The organism is Brunnivagina elsteri CCALA 953 (genome assembly GCF_002289455.1).
Classification (GTDB): domain Bacteria; phylum Cyanobacteriota; class Cyanobacteriia; order Cyanobacteriales; family Nostocaceae; genus Brunnivagina; species Brunnivagina elsteri.
Genome location: NZ_NTFS01000122.1, coordinates 1 through 15,861, shown reverse-complemented (window position 1 = coordinate 15,861; position 15,861 = coordinate 1). Strand labels below are relative to the sequence as shown.

Here is a 15,861-nt window from a genome sequence, read left to right as displayed (position 1 = left end):
ATATAACAACCTGTGCCGAACTATTATCATTTGCCAAAACAACATCAGCATTTTCAGCTAATATCTGATCGAGTTTTTCCCGATCGAAACCAATCAAAGCCGCCATCATCCCACCTGCTGCGCTGTCCATGAGTTCGGCACGGCGTTTGACGAGGCGTAAACCTGCTGACCATTCAAATACACCTGCTACATACAGAGCGATGTATTCCCCTAAGCTATGACCTGCAACCAAATCAGGTTTTTGCTTCTCAGACAATAAGTCAGAAATAATACTTTCAATTACATATAAACACGGTTGCGTATATAGCGATCGCGATAGTTTTTCTTCGTCGCTTTTACAGATATCAACAACTGACCAACCCAAGATTTCTTCTGCTTGGGCAAATTTTTCTTTCGATAAAGGTAGATCGAGCAAATCCATTCCCATTCCCAAACTTTGAGAACCTTGTCCGGGAAACACCCATGCGGTTTTAGTCATCTTTCAAAAAATTAAGAGTTAGAAACTATAAGTTATAAGTTAAGAGTTAGGAGTTGGGAGTTAGAGTTAGGAGTTGGGAGTTAGGAGTTAGGAGTTAGAAGTGGTATTTCGAGATTTTAGTTTTGAGGTTAAAGTTTTCCTCAAAGAAATACTTTGAGTGATGAACTTTATCTTTTTAATTACTAACTCTTAATTCTTAATTCTTAACTTTTAACTCCTAATTCCTAATTCCTAATTCCTAACTTTCTTATTTGCCCCATTTAAAAATTGCTGCGCCCCAGCTTAAACCTGCACCAAAACCGGAAGCAACGATTGTATCATTGGGTTGAATTTTGCCCGCACGCACAGCTTCATCAAGGGCAATGGGGATAGAAGCTGCGGAAGTGTTGCCGTAATTGGCAAGATTGCTAATTACTTTATGGTTTGGTATGTTTAAACGCTGGGCAACAGCATCGAGGATACGTTGGTTCGCTTGGTGCAAAAGTAACCAATCAATGTCATCGACACTGAGGTTGGCGTGAAATAAAGCTTTATCAATTACTTCAGGTACTTTTTGAACTGCGAAGCGATAAACTTCTTTGCCGTTCATTGTCACTGATTTATAGTTACCTGTGCTAACGGTGACACCTGGAACTAATTCTTGGGTATCGGATGCATAGGCAAGGTTGAGATAGTGGTTTTGCTCCCCGTCGCTTCTGAGTTCAAATCCTAGTAGTTTATCAGTCGCAGAAGCTTGCATAACCACAGCTCCCGCACCATCTCCGAATAATACACAAGTTGTGCGATCGCTCCAATCAACCCAACGGGAGTGAATATCAGCACCAATTACTAGTACATTCCGATAAGCTCCAGTACGGATGTATTGAGATGCTGTGACTATTGCGAAAATAAAACCCGAACAAGCAGCAGTTAAGTCAAAAGCGACGGCACGATTTGCCCCCAATGCCGCTTGAACTTTGCAAGCACTCCCATATAAATCATCTGGTGTAGAAGTCGCTAATAAAATTAAATCAATATCAGTTGCAGCAATCCCAGCCATTGCGATCGCTTGTAAGCTAGCTTCGGCTGCGAGACTGCTTAAAGACTCGCTTTCTGATGCAATTTGTCGGCTTTTTATCCCCGTTCGCGTCGTTATCCACTCGTCGGAAGTGTCAACCAGTGCTGCCATTGCTTGGTTTTCTAGGGAAGCAGCAGGCATTGCCGAACCACTTCCAGTAATTGCTATTCCTGTATTTTGCACTCCTACTCTCCCACGCTATTAGTCATTAGTCTTGAGTCATTAGTCATTAGTCATTAGTCATTAGTCTTTGGTCATTCACAATTCTTCAAAAACAAATTCAATAACAAACTCAATAACAAACCTTTGTAGGTAGACAGAATTAATTACATAATGTCATTGCGATCGCAATGACTGTAAATATTTTTGTTTATCTACCCATATAGATAAATACGAATCGGATTCCCACAGGTTAAGACAAATGACTTTTGACTCTTGACAAATGACTTTTGACAAAGAACTTTTGAGGTAGACACGCGGATAAAGGCTTTCCGCAGGCTAAGACAAAGGACTAACTGCTTTCGCGTTGTAGGCTTTGATCTTGAGACTGGATTCTTTGTAACACCTGGTTATCCACAGCTTCTTTTGCCATCCGAATCGCATTAAAGACCGAAGGCGCTTGGGAGCTGCCGTGACCAATGATACAAATTCCGTCTACACCTAATAGTAAAGCTCCGCCATGTTCGGCGTGATCCATTCGTTGCTTTAGCCGTTTCAGGTTGGGTTTCAAGATTGCACAACCAAGCTGACCTTGCAAACCTTGAGGTAACTCTTCACGGATAATTTGCAATATTATTTCTCCAACAGCTTCGGCGAATTTGAGCAACACGTTACCCACAAAGCCATCACAGACAATTACATCAAAATCACCAGAGAGGACATCACGCCCTTCGGCGTTGCCAGCAAAAATGACCCGATTATTATCCCGTAGCATCTGGTTAGTACGCACTGCTGCGTCGTTACCTTTGGAGTCTTCTTCACCGATATTAAGTAAACCAACTTTGGGTTCGTTAACACCCAGAACGTACTGGCTGTAAACCGAACCCATCACGGCAAACTGCTCTAGAAATTTGGGACGGCAATCCACATTCGCACCAACATCAAGTATTAATACTTGTTTGCTAGCAATCATTGTGGGAAACACCGCACCAATTGCCGGACGGTCAATACCCGGCAGTCTTCCTAAACGCAGTAAAGCCGATGCCATTGCGGCACCGGAATGTCCCGCAGAAAATACTGCGTCTGCCCTTTTTTGCTTTACCAAATCCATTGCGACGTTGATGGAGGATTTTGGCTTGCGCCTCACCGCAGTTAACGGTTCTTCCTCCATTCCGACTGCTCCCTCGGAAGGAACAATCTCAAGCAGCGCCATATTGGTTTTTGGCGGTAGTACAGATTCAATCTGCTCGGGGTCGCCCACCAATAGTATTTCTACACCCAGTTCTTCCCGTGCCCGCAGAGCGCCAGTCACGATTTCCTTGGGTGCTAGGTCCCCTCCCATTGCGTCAATTGCGATCCTCACGCAAGTCGATCCCATTGCTCAAAGCTTGTAGAAACCTTACAAATTTTACCAGATGGCTCTACTTAAAAAAGTAGGCTTATAAATCCCATCTCATCCGCAACCCACGTTAACAATTATTGATAATGTAAACAAGTGGTCAGGAAGTTGGGAGGAAAGGAAGATTTTTGCAAAAATACAATAAATTTTCCAGATAGTGGTCAATTATTTGGGAAGAGAGTAGACAAAACACCCCTCACGTGCTTCAAATGGAATTTTTCTTTAACATGGTGCGGTTTAAATGAGCCAAGTATTTATCCATGTTTCCTGATTATATTTCCTGAGTCACCCGTAGATCAAAAATTCTGCGTTTTTCTAGGGTTTTGCTTTTGTAGAGGTGATGTGGAGTTTCCCTTTCTAGCGATAAATTCAATGATTCACTTCTGGATTTTAAATATTTGGGTAAATATTTGATAACTTAACATCATATTGTGTTGTTACCCACTTCCGTAGTGAAAAAATGCCAGTTACTATGTTTACTCAGTCGGCAAATTTGTAAAAGATTGTATAGTACCACAGGACATTCAAAACGATATACTTATCGAGGACTAAAGAATGCTGGAATTGTTTGGGTCTGGCTTGTTTTCACTTTGGCTGGAAATGGCTGGTGTACAAGTTAAGCCTTTGGATGCCTTGGAGGCATTAGCTTGGCAAACGAGTCCTGGATTAGTTGTCGCAGCCGATCCAAATCCAGCAGGAGCGAAAACGGTTGAGCAATATTTCAAGGATTTGGTAACTGGAAAATTAGTGGCAGGAAATACAATCCAAAGTCAAGGGATTTGGATGCAGTCGGGTCCAATTCTCATGGCAAATCATGAAGGTACAACACCGATTCCTGCGGCTTCCCTGACTAAAATTGCGACTTCGCTGGTATCTTTGAAGATGTTGGGTGCGGAACACCAATTTGAAACTTTGGTTAGCGCTACGGGACCAATTCAAAACGGTGTGTTGCAGGGTGATTTGGTGCTGACTGCTGGTGGCGATCCATTATTTGTGGTACAAGAGGCGATCGCAATTGCTAATAGCTTGCACAAGATGGGGATTAAGGAAGTTAAGGGAAATTTGGTTGTTGTTGGTGATTTTGCCATGAATTTCCAACGCAATCCAATCATTGCTGGTGAATTTTTCAAACAAACACTTAATTCTGCTGCTTGGTCAAGGGATATTAATATACATTATTCGACCATGCCCAAGGGTACGCCCAAACCCCAACTCAAAATAGCGGGTAAGGTAGTTTTGGCAACAGAACAAGTTCCCTCGCCAACTCTGCTAGTTAAACATCGCTCGCTGCCTCTCAAGCAACTCATTAATGAGATGAATGTATTCAGCAATAATGATATGGCAGAAATGCTGGCTATTGCTGTGGGAGGTCACACTGTTGTGCAATCAACTGCTGCGAAATTAGCACGAGTACCGGAATCAGAAATTCAATTAATTAATGGTTCTGGTTTAGGAGTGGAAAATCGTATTTCTCCCCGTGCTGTCTGTTCGATGTTGATGGTGTTGCAACGGGAAGCTGTTGTGAATGGGATGACGCTGGCGGATTTATTCCCAACTTCAGGAATGGATCATCGTGGGACAATGAATTCCCGTCACTTGCCGAATGCGACTGTGATGAAAACGGGGACATTACGGGATGTTAGCGCTTTAGCTGGGGTTGTACCCACACGCGATCGCGGTTTGGTTTGGTTTGCAATTATTAATCGTGGTCCTTTTGTCCCGGCATTCCGTCAAGAACAGGACAAATTTGTCCAAAATCTAGTCAAACAACTACAGTTACCCCAAACTGTTCCCACTGCGATCGCACCTCATTCGGGGGTTAAAAATATACCTCTTTTGGGTACAAATGATCGGAATGAAGTTGTATTTAAGGGCTAGTAGTTTAGTCTTATTTAATACTAGTCAAAGTCAGGGCAAACAATCGTTTGCCCCGACAATATGCGTGATTGCGATCGCAAAACCCTTTGGACTCATCCAATCTACGATTTTAATACTTTTTATACAGATGACCCGGTGGGTCGTCTCTACCTATTTTCTGGTTCCGATGGCACAATATTTGTAATTGCTCTCTGCCCATTACTACCACTTCTAACTACAATTTTTTCTTGCTGAATGTTACCTGTGGCAGTTTCACCTGTAAATGTTAGGGATGGTTCGGGTTGTTGATAAACGACATTTCCTTGAGCTTCAACTTGTTGATTATTTAAATACCAAGTTAATTTATCTGACCTAATTGATTGACCACGCTTGCCAACACCGTTAACTTTTCCCTGTAAATATACTGTGTTCTGAGGAATTCTTATTTCGCCTTGATTGGCTGTTACTAACATATTTTCAGCAACATGCAAGACGCGCACGGGTGCTTTTGTTGTGACAATTTCTGTTTTGAGATTCCATGCCATCGAGTTGCTGACGATTTGCACTCGCGGTTCTGCAAGTTCGATTTGGGCATTTTTGGTAATGCTGACTACTTTGCTCTTTAAGTCAATGTCGGCACTGTCACCTTTACCACGATCGGTTATTTGATTATTTTTATAGTGGAAAAATTGTAAAGGGCGATCGCCGATTAATTTCTCTTGTTTGACTTGCCAAGTTAACTGTTCGGTTCGGACTTGAAAGGGTGGTTCGAGGGAGTTGGCAATCACCCCACCAATAAAGTCTACTCGCTGTTCGCGGGTTTTTACCCTGGCTTCCTGGGCTATTGCGTCAAGTTGCTTGTGCTTACCAGTCAACTGCTTACGAACGATTAATAAATCTTCTTTAGGTCGCCATTCTAACTCATTTCCCCGCAATACAACCCCATTTACTGGGTCTGTTGCAACTATTTTTCCTCGAAGAATGAGAATTAATTGCTTGTTATTTTGCTCAATATCTGCTTTGTCTGCTGTGACTTTGTAAACTACTTTTCCATCCTGAAAAAGTTCTCCGTAGGGATTTTCGGCTTCACCGATTTCTTTTTCTTTAATGTATCTTCCCTTTTTTACATCTACTCTCCAAAGCAATTTTCCCGATTCGTCAATGGCATCGAAAGAACCTCCAAATACTGTCAATTTGCTTTCAGATGCTGGTTCGGTGGATTTATCTTTGGGTTTGGGTTTATTGCTGGGGTTGCTACAAGCAAATAATCCAATTGCCAGCAAAATTGCGATCGATAGACGGAAGGGGGAATAGGTTCGGGAAGGAAGGAGGAAGAAGGGGAGGATTTTATCCCCTGCTTCTTTTCCCCTTTCCCCTTTTTCCTTTCTCCTTTCCCCTTGTCCTGTCTTTCTACTCATCCCCATCTCCAATTACTTGCATCATGCTTCTGGAACTTCCAGATGTCCTTCGATGTCGGGTTGTTCCAGAAAACCCATACTAGATAAAGGACGATATGGATAACTTTGACGGGGTGTTTTTTGGATATCTTCTTTGATAGCTTCTAAATCTATATAGCGATCGCTCACGTTAATCAAGCTATCACTGGTCATCGATCGCAAACTCACAACTTCTACCCGCACTCCTCGATAGCTGACGGAGTTAACTGCATAAGCCAAATCCCCATCTCCACTGACGAGAACGGCAGTATCATATGAATCCACTAATGCCATCATATCTACGGCAATTTCTACATCAAGGTTGGCTTTTTTGGAGCCATCGGGTAACTGCACCAAATCCTTGGCAATGACGCGATAACCATTACGTCGCATCCACAACAAAAAACCTTGTTGCTTCTCGTTGGTTCTATCTACACCTGTATAGAAAAAAGCACGTAAAAGCCGCGAACCACCAGTTAACCGACAAAGTAACTTGGTATAATCAATTTCTATACCCAGTTGTAGAGCCGCATAAAATAAATTCGAGCCGTCAATAAATATACCTACACGACCACGATTTTCTAAAACCTGTTCCGGCGTGAATATCGAATCAGTTTCTAAATTGTTCAACATTGTTGTCATACCTCTTTTTTATCAAAGTAATAAAGGATACTAATTTTTGGGTTTACACTTATTTGAGCGAGACTTATGATAAGGTTTCAGGGCTATTTAATCTAGCCCTGATAAATATGTCAGAAACAGAAATTAAACACTAATCGTTTTTAGGTGGTTCAATGCGTCTAAAAATGGGTTGGGGTATACCCAACTGTTGTTCGCAATTTAACAATCCCCATTGTGAATGGGTTTGATAAGGTGCTGCGATCGCGGCATTAATTTGGTTGTTAAAATCAATGTCAAAACCGAGTTGCTGGTAAGCAGCAGTACTGATACTGGGAATTACCGGAGACAACAGATAAGCAGCTAGCCTAGCTGACTCCAGAACAGCATACAGCACTTTCTCCACTGCTGCTTGTTGTCCTTGTTTATACAATGTCCAAGGTGCTTGGTCGTCGATAAACTTATTACTAGCTTGGACGAGGGAGAGAACTAATGTACAAGCTTGACTAAAAGTCAATGCTTCGTAAGCATTTTTAACATCTTCTCCCAGATGTAAACCAATAGCTTTCAACGGATTTTCAGCAGGAATATTTTCGTTTGCAACAGATGGAATATTGCCATCGCAATATTTCTTCACCATGCCTAAAATGCGATTGAGCAAATTTCCAAAATCATTCGCTAAATCTGCATTTAATACATCGATGAATCTAACTTCATTAAAGTCGCCATCTTTGCCAAATTCGATTTCCTTAAGAAAGTAATAACGAACTGCGTCTGTACCGTAGGTATTAACCAAGGCTACAGGGTCTATAGTATTACCAGTAGTTTTACCCATTTTCCGCCCATCTTTGGTCAAAAATCCATGTGCAAAGATTTTATTTGGTAATGGAAGTTCGGATGACATTAACATCGCAGGTAAATAAACTGCATGAAACCGTAAAATATCTTTTCCAATTAGGTGTAGATTAAATGGAAACCATTTACTTAATGCTGCTGCTAATGTTGGTTCGTCATCGGGTTCAAGCAATGCCGATATATAACCTAAAAGTGCGTCAAACCAGACATAAAGTGTATGTTTAGGATTTTCGGGAACTGGGAAACCCCAATCTAAATTTACCCGTGAAATCGAAAAGTCTTGTAAACCTTGGTTAACAAAATTTAAGACTTCGTTACGACGACTTTCTGGTTGAATAAAATCAGGCTGTTCGTGATACAGTTTCAGTAATCTATCTTGGTATTTAGATAAGCGAAAGAAGTAGTTTTCTTCATCGCGCCATTCGACTGGCTTATTAGTGTGGATGGGACAGCGATTTCCTTCTAATAATTCGCGTTCGTCTTTAAATTCTTCGCAAGAAACGCAATACCAGCCTTTTTGCTGCCCTAAATAGATATCATCCTTTTCCCAAACACGTTGGAAAAATTCTTTAACGATCGCACCATTATTCGGTGCTGATGTTCGACTAAAGCGATCGTATTGGATGTTTAGCAATTCCCAGAGGGAGACAAAATTTGGGACTATTTCATCACAGAACTCCTGTGGATTCAAGCCTTTAGCTTCTGCGCTCCGTTGAATTTTCTGACCATGTTCGTCTGTTCCAGTCACCAGCAGGACTGAATTACCTAGTAATCTTTGAAATCTTGCTACAGCATCTGCTGCTATTGTGGTATAAGCGCTGCCGATATGCGGCAAATCGTTTACATAATATAGCGGTGTTGTCAGTGCAAATCTTTTTCCTGTTATATCCACTCGATTCATGCAGAATACAAAAACAACTTGAATTTATAACCTTTTTTTATCTTTAGTTTTTAGCTTTATTTTTCAGCTAAAACCAAGTAATTATATAATATCTCTCACAATTTTTCAAGTAACATCTTTATATTAGCAAATTTATTTCGGATAAACTTATTTTCTAATAAGTAGAATTTTGGTTAACTTTTACCAAAAATCCTAATATCAGTAATTGATTCAGCTTATACCAAATATCGTTTTTGATTTGTTGTGACTAGAAATACAATTTTGAGAATAGAGAAATTATCAGCAAAAATAATAATTAAGAAAAATTATGGTTTTTTTGCGAGTTAAAGGTGATTTTTATCGCTTTTCTGCTTTTAAAATCTCGAATTATTGTATTGAGAATACCTAATCTTCACTTCCATTCCCAACCCCAGATACAAAATAAAGGACAGATTTTTCCTAATATGGTATTTAATAGCTGCTAGGGGAAGCACTGATATCCTTTAGAAAATAATAAATAATTCATTAAAAAACGACTCTTTTACTGATGAATGTCCCAAAAGTTGAATTAAAGCCTTGTTTTTTGAGTCCGAAAAAACCGAAGCCAGAGTACCCATTATTTGTATATTTACCAGGGATGGATGGTACAGGTCAACTATTGCGATCGCAAACCGCAGGATTGGAGGTTGGTTTTGATGTGCGCTGTTTTGCTATCCCACGTCATGATTTAACTAGCTGGGAAGATTTAGCAAACAATGTACTCGATTTAATTTATACAGAGTTAAAAAGAAACTCGCAACGTCTAGTTTACCTGTGTGGCGAGTCATTTGGTGGTTGTCTAGCACAAAAAGTGGCTATCAAAGCACCACATTTATTCAAACGTATTATTTTGATTAATCCTGCATCTAGCTTCAAATTGCGTTCTTGGTATGTTTGGGCATCGCCATTAATGAATTTAGTGCCGGGATGGGTGTATGATGTCAGTTCAGTTGGGCTATTGCCATTTCTGGCTGCATTGACGCGAATTACACAAAGCGATCGACAAGAACTTTTAGAAACAGTTAGTTCTGTTCCCAGAGAAACTATAATTTGGCGAATATCTTTGTTGCGACAATTTGATATTGATGAATCAAAGTTGTCTCAGCTTACACAACCGACATTAATATTAGCTAGTTTGGAAGATCGACTTTTACCTTCACGGGAAGAAGCTCAAAGGCTAAAAAATATTTTTCCTAATTCTAATATTGTAACTTTACGAGATAGTGGACATGCTTGTTTATTGGAAGCGGAAATAAATCTCTACAAGATTTTAAAAGATACTAATTTTATTTGAGAAAGGGCAGGAAGAAGGAAGAGGGAAGAAGGAACAATAAAAAAATATATTTTGCCCTTTGACTAATGTATAAAAACCTTTCTCATAACCATATTGTTAATTTTTTGGAATAGAATTGATATTACTTGCTTACCTTTCCTAGTTGAAACGAACCATAGAAGCTGCGATCGCAACTAACTAGCTTGCCATTTTCCCTTTCTCCATGCACCATTAAGGGAATTTTAAGCAATACTGGTACATGTTAGTTAAGCAGAATACAAAAAAATGGAAGTTCGAGCAACGAATAACTCTCTCTTAGAATGGTCTGGAGATGGTTTAGCTGTTGGATTATTTGAAGATGCTACAGAAATAACTGGTGATTTGGCGATTCTAGATCAAAAATTCGCTGGTGTATTAAAAGAATTAATTGCCGAAGAAGAATTTAAAGGTAAACTCGGTAGCACTATAGTGACTCGTGTTGGTGTCGGTAGCTCAATACGCAAAGTTATTTTGGTTGGTTTGGGTAAACCCGACACACTCAAAATCGAAACCCTCCGACGTGCTGCGGCTGCTGTTGCTAGGTTGGCGAAAAAACAAAAGTGTAAAACCCTCGGTATTAGCTTGCCAATTGCTAATAATGATACTGCTGCCACAACCCAAGCGATCGCAGAAGCTGTACAACTGGCTCTTTTTCAAGATACCCGGTTTAAATCGGAACCAGAGGAAAAAACAACACAAGTAGAAACAGTAGATTTACTCGGTTTATCTGGACAGGAAGCAGCAATTACCCGCGCTAATCAGGTGACTTCCGGGGTAATTTTGGCTCGTGAGTTAGTCGCAGCACCAGCAAACTCCTTAACACCAATTACAATGGCAGAAATCGCCCAAGTCATTGCCAAAGACCACGGTTTGCAACTAGAAATATTAGAGCAGGCAGATTGCGAAAAACTCGGTATGGGTGCTTTCTTGGGGGTTGCTCAAGCATCGGAAATACCACCCAAATTTATCCACCTCATCTACAAACCCGTAGGAACACCACGTCGAAAAGTTGCGATCGTCGGTAAAGGTTTAACTTTTGACTCTGGTGGTTTGAATATTAAAGGTGCGGGAAGCGGTATCGAAACCATGAAAATTGATATGGGAGGTGCTGCGGCAACATTAGGCGCTGCAAAAGCGATCGCACAAATCAAACCCGATGTGGAAGTGCATTTTATCTCTGCCGTCACAGAAAACATGATTAGCGGACGGGCAATGCACCCAGGCGACATATTAACGGCATCGAATGGCAAAACTATCGAAGTTAATAATACTGATGCTGAAGGGCGTTTAACCCTGGCTGATGCCTTAGTTTATGCCGATAAATTGGGTGTGGAAGCGATCGTGGATTTGGCGACACTTACTGGTGCTTGTGTGGTTGCTTTGGGTGAAGATATTGCTGGATTATTTACACCTAACGACGACTTGGCAAAACAGCTAGAAACAGCAGCAGAAAGCGCAGGGGAGAAGGTTTGGCGACTGCCGATGGAAGAAAAGTATTTTGAGGGTTTGAAGTCGGGTATTGCCGATATGAAGAATACTGGACCCCGTGCAGGTGGTTCGATTACTGCATCGTTATTCTTGAAGCAATTCGTTAAGGATACACCAGCTTGGGCGCATCTTGATGTTGCAGGACCAGTTTGGGCAGATAAGGAAAACGGTATAAATAATCCGGGTGCGACTGGGTATGGTGTCCGTACTTTAGTTAATTGGGTGTTGAATTAATTGGCTTTTAGTCTATAAGACATCCCAGTTATATGTATCATTTGTAGGGGTGGGGTATTCCCACCCATTATTTATTGATGTTCACTAAATAATTGTGGTGCAACTTTGGTATTAAGCTCCGCTTATCGCAAAAATAACATCTTCTTGTCTGTGAAGAACTTTTTAATTATTTAGCTCCTTTGACTAATTCAGAATTAAGACAAATAGCAGAATATGTTTTAAGTGAATTGCAATAGCTGTAAATGTTGAGAAAAGAGATACGTTAAAATTCCTCAATCGAAACTAGAATTACATGTCTATTATCAAAATAATCTACAACTATAATACTGGGATGGCAGCATATGACCAATGTCATCCACCAACAATTAATTCCCAATGGCAAGCTTTTAAAAGTGAATTTGACGAGTTTATTGAAGAACCCAGTATTGATGAAGCTTGGGATATTCTCCATTCCTTTGGCAGATTGATTTGGAAATTGACCAAAATCCCCTTGCATTTACTGGCATTTCCAACGGTATACAAACACAGTCAAAGATTCGCGGAATACGGTTGTATTCGCAGTCAACGTAATTGTGAATTTAGTTGCATTAATTGCACTTTGAATCAATCTTCTAATTAATTAGAAAAAATAAACCTCGTCCATTTTGTAACAAGCGAGTTTTTGATTATTCTGTTGCGTCATTGCGACGTATGCTTTAATTGGGATAGGAAATTATCTACTCCATCTTGAAATGAGTTGTGCGATCGTAATTATGGACATAACCAGGTAATGGAATATTTTTTGGTAATTGAGAATCAGAAATAGGATTACCTGCAATTAATTCTAAAGGTAAAATACCTGCCCAAACAGGCAAATCATAATCAGCTTCATCATCTTTTGGCATTCCTGTGCGTATCTTTGCCGATGCTTCAATTAAAGGTAATGCTAGTACCATTGTACCTTGTAATTCTTGCCGATTTGGTTGACGTACATCATCCCATCTTCCCGGTATAACATGTTCGGTAAATGCTTTAAGTGCAGCAAGTTTTTCATCACTATTATTGACTATTTCTGCTTGACCAAATATCACAACAGAACGATAATTCATCGAATGATGAAAAGCCGATCGCGCAAGTACTAAACCATCAATTAATGTCACAGTCACGCACACTTCAACACTACCAATTACAGAGCGTAACATACGACTTGCTGGGGAACCATGAATGTAGAGTTTATCGTTGATTCTTCCATACGCAGTCGGAATTACAAACGGTTGATTATCGACAACAAACCCAACATGACACACCAAACCCTCATCTAAAATCTGGTAAATTGTTGTGCGATCGTAATTGGAACGTTGAGGGATTCTTTTAACTTGACTGCGTTGGGTTGCAGTCAATTTTTCTTGGTTGCATTCGCTTTCAAAATTATTCATAGTTACCTCTTTGAGTTCAGTTTGATTAAGTTCAGTATGATTAAGCTAAATCTAAATGCATTGCATTACTCTCAACAAAAGCAAGACTTTGATAAACAGGTTTTCCATCTGGGGAAGCATTTAAAATTATTCTTGTGCAACCAATATTTTTTAGATGTTCAATTGCTGTATTTGTTAATTGCTTTGCAATACCTTTTCTGCGATATTCTGGTTCAACATAAACACCCCAAATATAACCAAATTGGCGATAATTTGATTTAATTGCATTTGGATATAAACCTGCATATAACTGACAGCTTGTCGAACCAACTATTACACCATCAATTTCTGCCAAAAAACTTTGATAAAACAGATTTTGACGCGCATTTTCGATAAATTGAATAATAATCTCCTGCCAATTATCTTCTATCCCATCTTCAGGAATACCAACATCAATCCACATTTTATAAAAGTGTTCAGAAATCAATATATCTTCGTCTGATTGAACTGCTTGAATAATGATTGTTTGTTGCATTTTTATTCTTAATCTCACTCTACAAAAAATCTTCAAATATCAGAGAATTTGAGGGATTCATTCCGATTCTTTGATAAACTTCCTGCGCTTTCGTATTCCCTTTATAGACATATAAACGCAACCCAGATACTTGAGCTAATTGTGCTTGTTGTTTAAGATGCATGTAAAGAGAACGAAAAATTCCTTGTTGACGATAACTGGGTTCAACATATACATCTTGTAACCACCAAAACCAAGCATTTCTCCAATCACTCCACTCAAAAGTTATTAATGCGATCGCAATTATTTTACTTTCAATTTCCACAAGCGTATAAAACCCACGATTAGAGTCTTTGAGTACAGCTTCAACTCCTGAAGTAATTATTTCCGATTCGAGTTTTTCTCCCCTTACCTCCATAGCTAGCGATTGATTGAAGCTAACTATAGTTGATAAATCCTCTAATTCTGCCTTGCGAATAATACAGTTTCTCTGATTCATAAAACTTTCATAATTACTGAATTGAAGTATTTCTAAAACTTTTATTCTCTGCAACTCTACGTGAGATAAATTTATGCCTTAAATTTATACCTAGATTAAGTCAGAGATGAGCATTTTTACTCAAGAACTTTCGTTTTCAACAACATATTTAAAGATTAATTTCCAGAGTGGTCTTTTACAAGAGCCACTTTGCTAATTTATTACCAGTCCACTTTGAGTTTAAAATACTGAGCTTTGACAATGGATTTAGTAATTACCCTCGATTCCCATTCCCCCCTACCCTTACATCAACAAATCTATGAAGAATTGCGTCAAGCTATCCTGTCGGGGAAATTGTCACCAGGAAAACGTATTCCCTCAACCAGAGAAATGGCAAAATCTTTGGGGATATCTCGCAGTACAGTAACGCAAAGTTACGAACAACTTCTGAGTGAAGGATATCTGGAAACTATTATTGGTTCAGGAACTTATGTTTGTACTCAACTTCCTGATGATTTATTGCACTCACAACCTGTTAAAAATATAAAAAAAATTACTCATCCAGAAGTTAAATTATCCCGGTATGCAGAGACATTATTTCAGACAGAAGCAGTTCCCAGAATATACGAAAATAAATTAGAAATTAGCTTTCGTTATGGTCGTCCAAAATTCAATAATTTCCCCATTAAATTATGGCATAAATTACTTTCTAAACATTGTAATTCCAGTTTAGATTGGTTAGATTACTCCATAGAACCTTTAGGATATAAACCTTTACAGGAAGCTATTGTTAGTTATATTTCTCGCGTTCGTGCTGTTAATTGTCAAGCTGAACAAATATTAATCACAAACGGAACCCAACAGGCACTAGATTTAATTATGCGTCTTTTAATTGAACCTGGTGATATTATTGCTTTAGAAGAACCAGGCTATCTTAGTGCTAGATTAATTTTTCAAACACATGGTGCAAAGTTATTACCAATTCCTGTTGATAACTCTGGTTTGATAGTAAGTAAACTAGCGAATAACCAAAATATACGACTTGTTTATGTTACACCTTCCCATCAATTTCCCACAGGTGTAACTCTATCTTTACCAAGACGTTTAGAATTACTGAATTGGGCAAAACAATACGGTTCAATTATTATTGAAGATGATTATGACAGCGAATATCGTTATGGAGATAGACCAATTCCTGCCTTACAAGGATTAGATAATAGCAATTCTGTACTATATATTGGTACTTTTTCTAAAGTCTTATTTCCATCATTGCGAATTGGTTATTTAGTACTTCCCCAAAATTTAGTACCTATTTTTGCTTGTGCAAAATGGTTAAGTGATAGACATTTACCAATTTTAGAACAGCAAGTATTAGCAGAATTTATCACAGAAGGGCACTTAGAACGACATATTAGAAAAATGCGATCGCACTATGATTGTTGTCGTCAAGTTCTCGTCAAAGCTTTAAAATCTCACTTTGGAGAGAGTGTAGAAATTTTAGGTGAAAAAGCAGGTTTACATATTATGGTAAGGTCAGGGCTATTTCATTCTAAAAAGTTGCTGAAGTGTGTCTAACCCAAAGGAAGACAACCGTTGAGCTTGCGCCATATTTTCAAACATATTGTCACGGAATAAATTAAGTGCGAAATTTCGAGCGATCGCA

14 protein-coding genes are annotated in these 15,861 nt (G+C 39.3%); 5 read left to right on the top strand and 9 right to left on the bottom strand.

Annotated features, from left to right (window positions below):
- From CK510_RS12815 to plsX, 3 genes are all read right to left on the bottom strand, one after another.
- Positions 1–478: acyltransferase domain-containing protein (locus CK510_RS12815; protein ID WP_143289286.1), on the bottom strand; the 478-nt coding region annotated here is incomplete at its 3' end.
- 247 nt (positions 479–725) lie between these two features.
- A complete protein-coding gene (locus CK510_RS12810) occupies positions 726–1,718 on the bottom strand; it encodes a beta-ketoacyl-ACP synthase III (protein ID WP_095722076.1) in 993 nt (330 codons plus the stop codon).
- Positions 1,719–2,046: 328 nt separating this feature from the next.
- The gene (plsX, locus tag CK510_RS12805; protein ID WP_095722075.1) at positions 2,047–3,072 is read right to left on the bottom strand and encodes a phosphate acyltransferase PlsX; all 1,026 of its coding nucleotides are present in this window, start codon (positions 3,070–3,072) and stop codon (positions 2,047–2,049) included.
- Positions 3,073–3,648: 576 nt separating this feature from the next.
- Here plsX and CK510_RS12800 point away from each other — a divergent pair.
- The gene (locus CK510_RS12800) at positions 3,649–4,971 is read left to right on the top strand and encodes a D-alanyl-D-alanine carboxypeptidase (RefSeq protein ID WP_095722074.1); all 1,323 of its coding nucleotides are present in this window, start codon (positions 3,649–3,651) and stop codon (positions 4,969–4,971) included.
- Positions 4,972–5,117: 146 nt separating this feature from the next.
- On the opposite strand, the gene lptC is transcribed toward CK510_RS12800, so the two are convergent.
- The 3 genes from lptC to metG all read right to left on the bottom strand — a co-directional run bounded on the left by lptC (position 5,118) and on the right by metG (position 8,760).
- Positions 5,118–6,368 (bottom strand): LPS export ABC transporter periplasmic protein LptC, encoded by a 1,251-nt coding sequence (gene lptC, locus CK510_RS12795; protein ID WP_245912124.1) that lies wholly within the window; start codon positions 6,366–6,368, stop codon positions 5,118–5,120.
- Positions 6,369–6,389: 21 nt separating this feature from the next.
- Positions 6,390–7,019, bottom strand: coding sequence for a LabA-like NYN domain-containing protein (locus tag CK510_RS12790; protein ID WP_095722072.1), 630 nt, complete (start codon positions 7,017–7,019; stop codon positions 6,390–6,392).
- A 139-nt stretch (positions 7,020–7,158) separates the two neighbouring features.
- A complete protein-coding gene (gene metG / locus CK510_RS12785) occupies positions 7,159–8,760 on the bottom strand; it encodes a methionine--tRNA ligase (protein ID WP_095722071.1) in 1,602 nt (533 codons plus the stop codon).
- Between the two features lie 526 nt (positions 8,761–9,286).
- On the opposite strand from metG, the gene CK510_RS12780 reads away from it, so the two are divergent.
- From CK510_RS12780 to CK510_RS12770, 3 genes are all read left to right on the top strand, one after another.
- Entirely contained in the window at positions 9,287–10,072 is a 786-nt protein-coding gene (locus CK510_RS12780) for an alpha/beta fold hydrolase (RefSeq protein ID WP_095722070.1), read from the top strand.
- Positions 10,073–10,336: 264 nt separating this feature from the next.
- Entirely contained in the window at positions 10,337–11,812 is a 1,476-nt protein-coding gene (locus CK510_RS12775; RefSeq protein ID WP_095722069.1) for a leucyl aminopeptidase, read from the top strand.
- 292 nt (positions 11,813–12,104) lie between these two features.
- Positions 12,105–12,431, top strand: coding sequence for a hypothetical protein (locus tag CK510_RS12770; RefSeq protein ID WP_211293184.1), 327 nt, complete (start codon positions 12,105–12,107; stop codon positions 12,429–12,431).
- 97 nt (positions 12,432–12,528) lie between these two features.
- Here CK510_RS12770 and CK510_RS12765 read toward each other — a convergent pair whose 3' ends face one another.
- From CK510_RS12765 to CK510_RS12755, 3 genes are read right to left on the bottom strand one after another with little or no spacing between them, the layout of a single operon-like run.
- Positions 12,529–13,227 carry a pyridoxamine 5'-phosphate oxidase family protein gene (locus tag CK510_RS12765; RefSeq protein WP_095722068.1) on the bottom strand — a complete coding sequence of 233 codons (699 nt, stop codon included), beginning with the start codon at positions 13,225–13,227 and terminating at the stop codon, positions 12,529–12,531.
- A 40-nt stretch (positions 13,228–13,267) separates the two neighbouring features.
- Positions 13,268–13,741 (bottom strand): GNAT family N-acetyltransferase, encoded by a 474-nt coding sequence (locus tag CK510_RS12760; protein WP_095722067.1) that lies wholly within the window; start codon positions 13,739–13,741, stop codon positions 13,268–13,270.
- A 19-nt stretch (positions 13,742–13,760) separates the two neighbouring features.
- Positions 13,761–14,219: a GNAT family N-acetyltransferase gene (locus CK510_RS12755; protein WP_095722066.1), complete on the bottom strand. Its 459-nt coding sequence runs from the start codon at positions 14,217–14,219 to the stop codon at positions 13,761–13,763.
- A gap of 240 nt (positions 14,220–14,459) precedes the next feature.
- Here CK510_RS12755 and pdxR point away from each other — a divergent pair, with 240 nt between their 5' ends.
- Positions 14,460–15,773 (top strand): MocR-like pyridoxine biosynthesis transcription factor PdxR, encoded by a 1,314-nt coding sequence (gene pdxR / locus CK510_RS12750; protein ID WP_095722065.1) that lies wholly within the window; start codon positions 14,460–14,462, stop codon positions 15,771–15,773.
- Positions 15,774–15,861 lie beyond the last annotated feature (88 nt).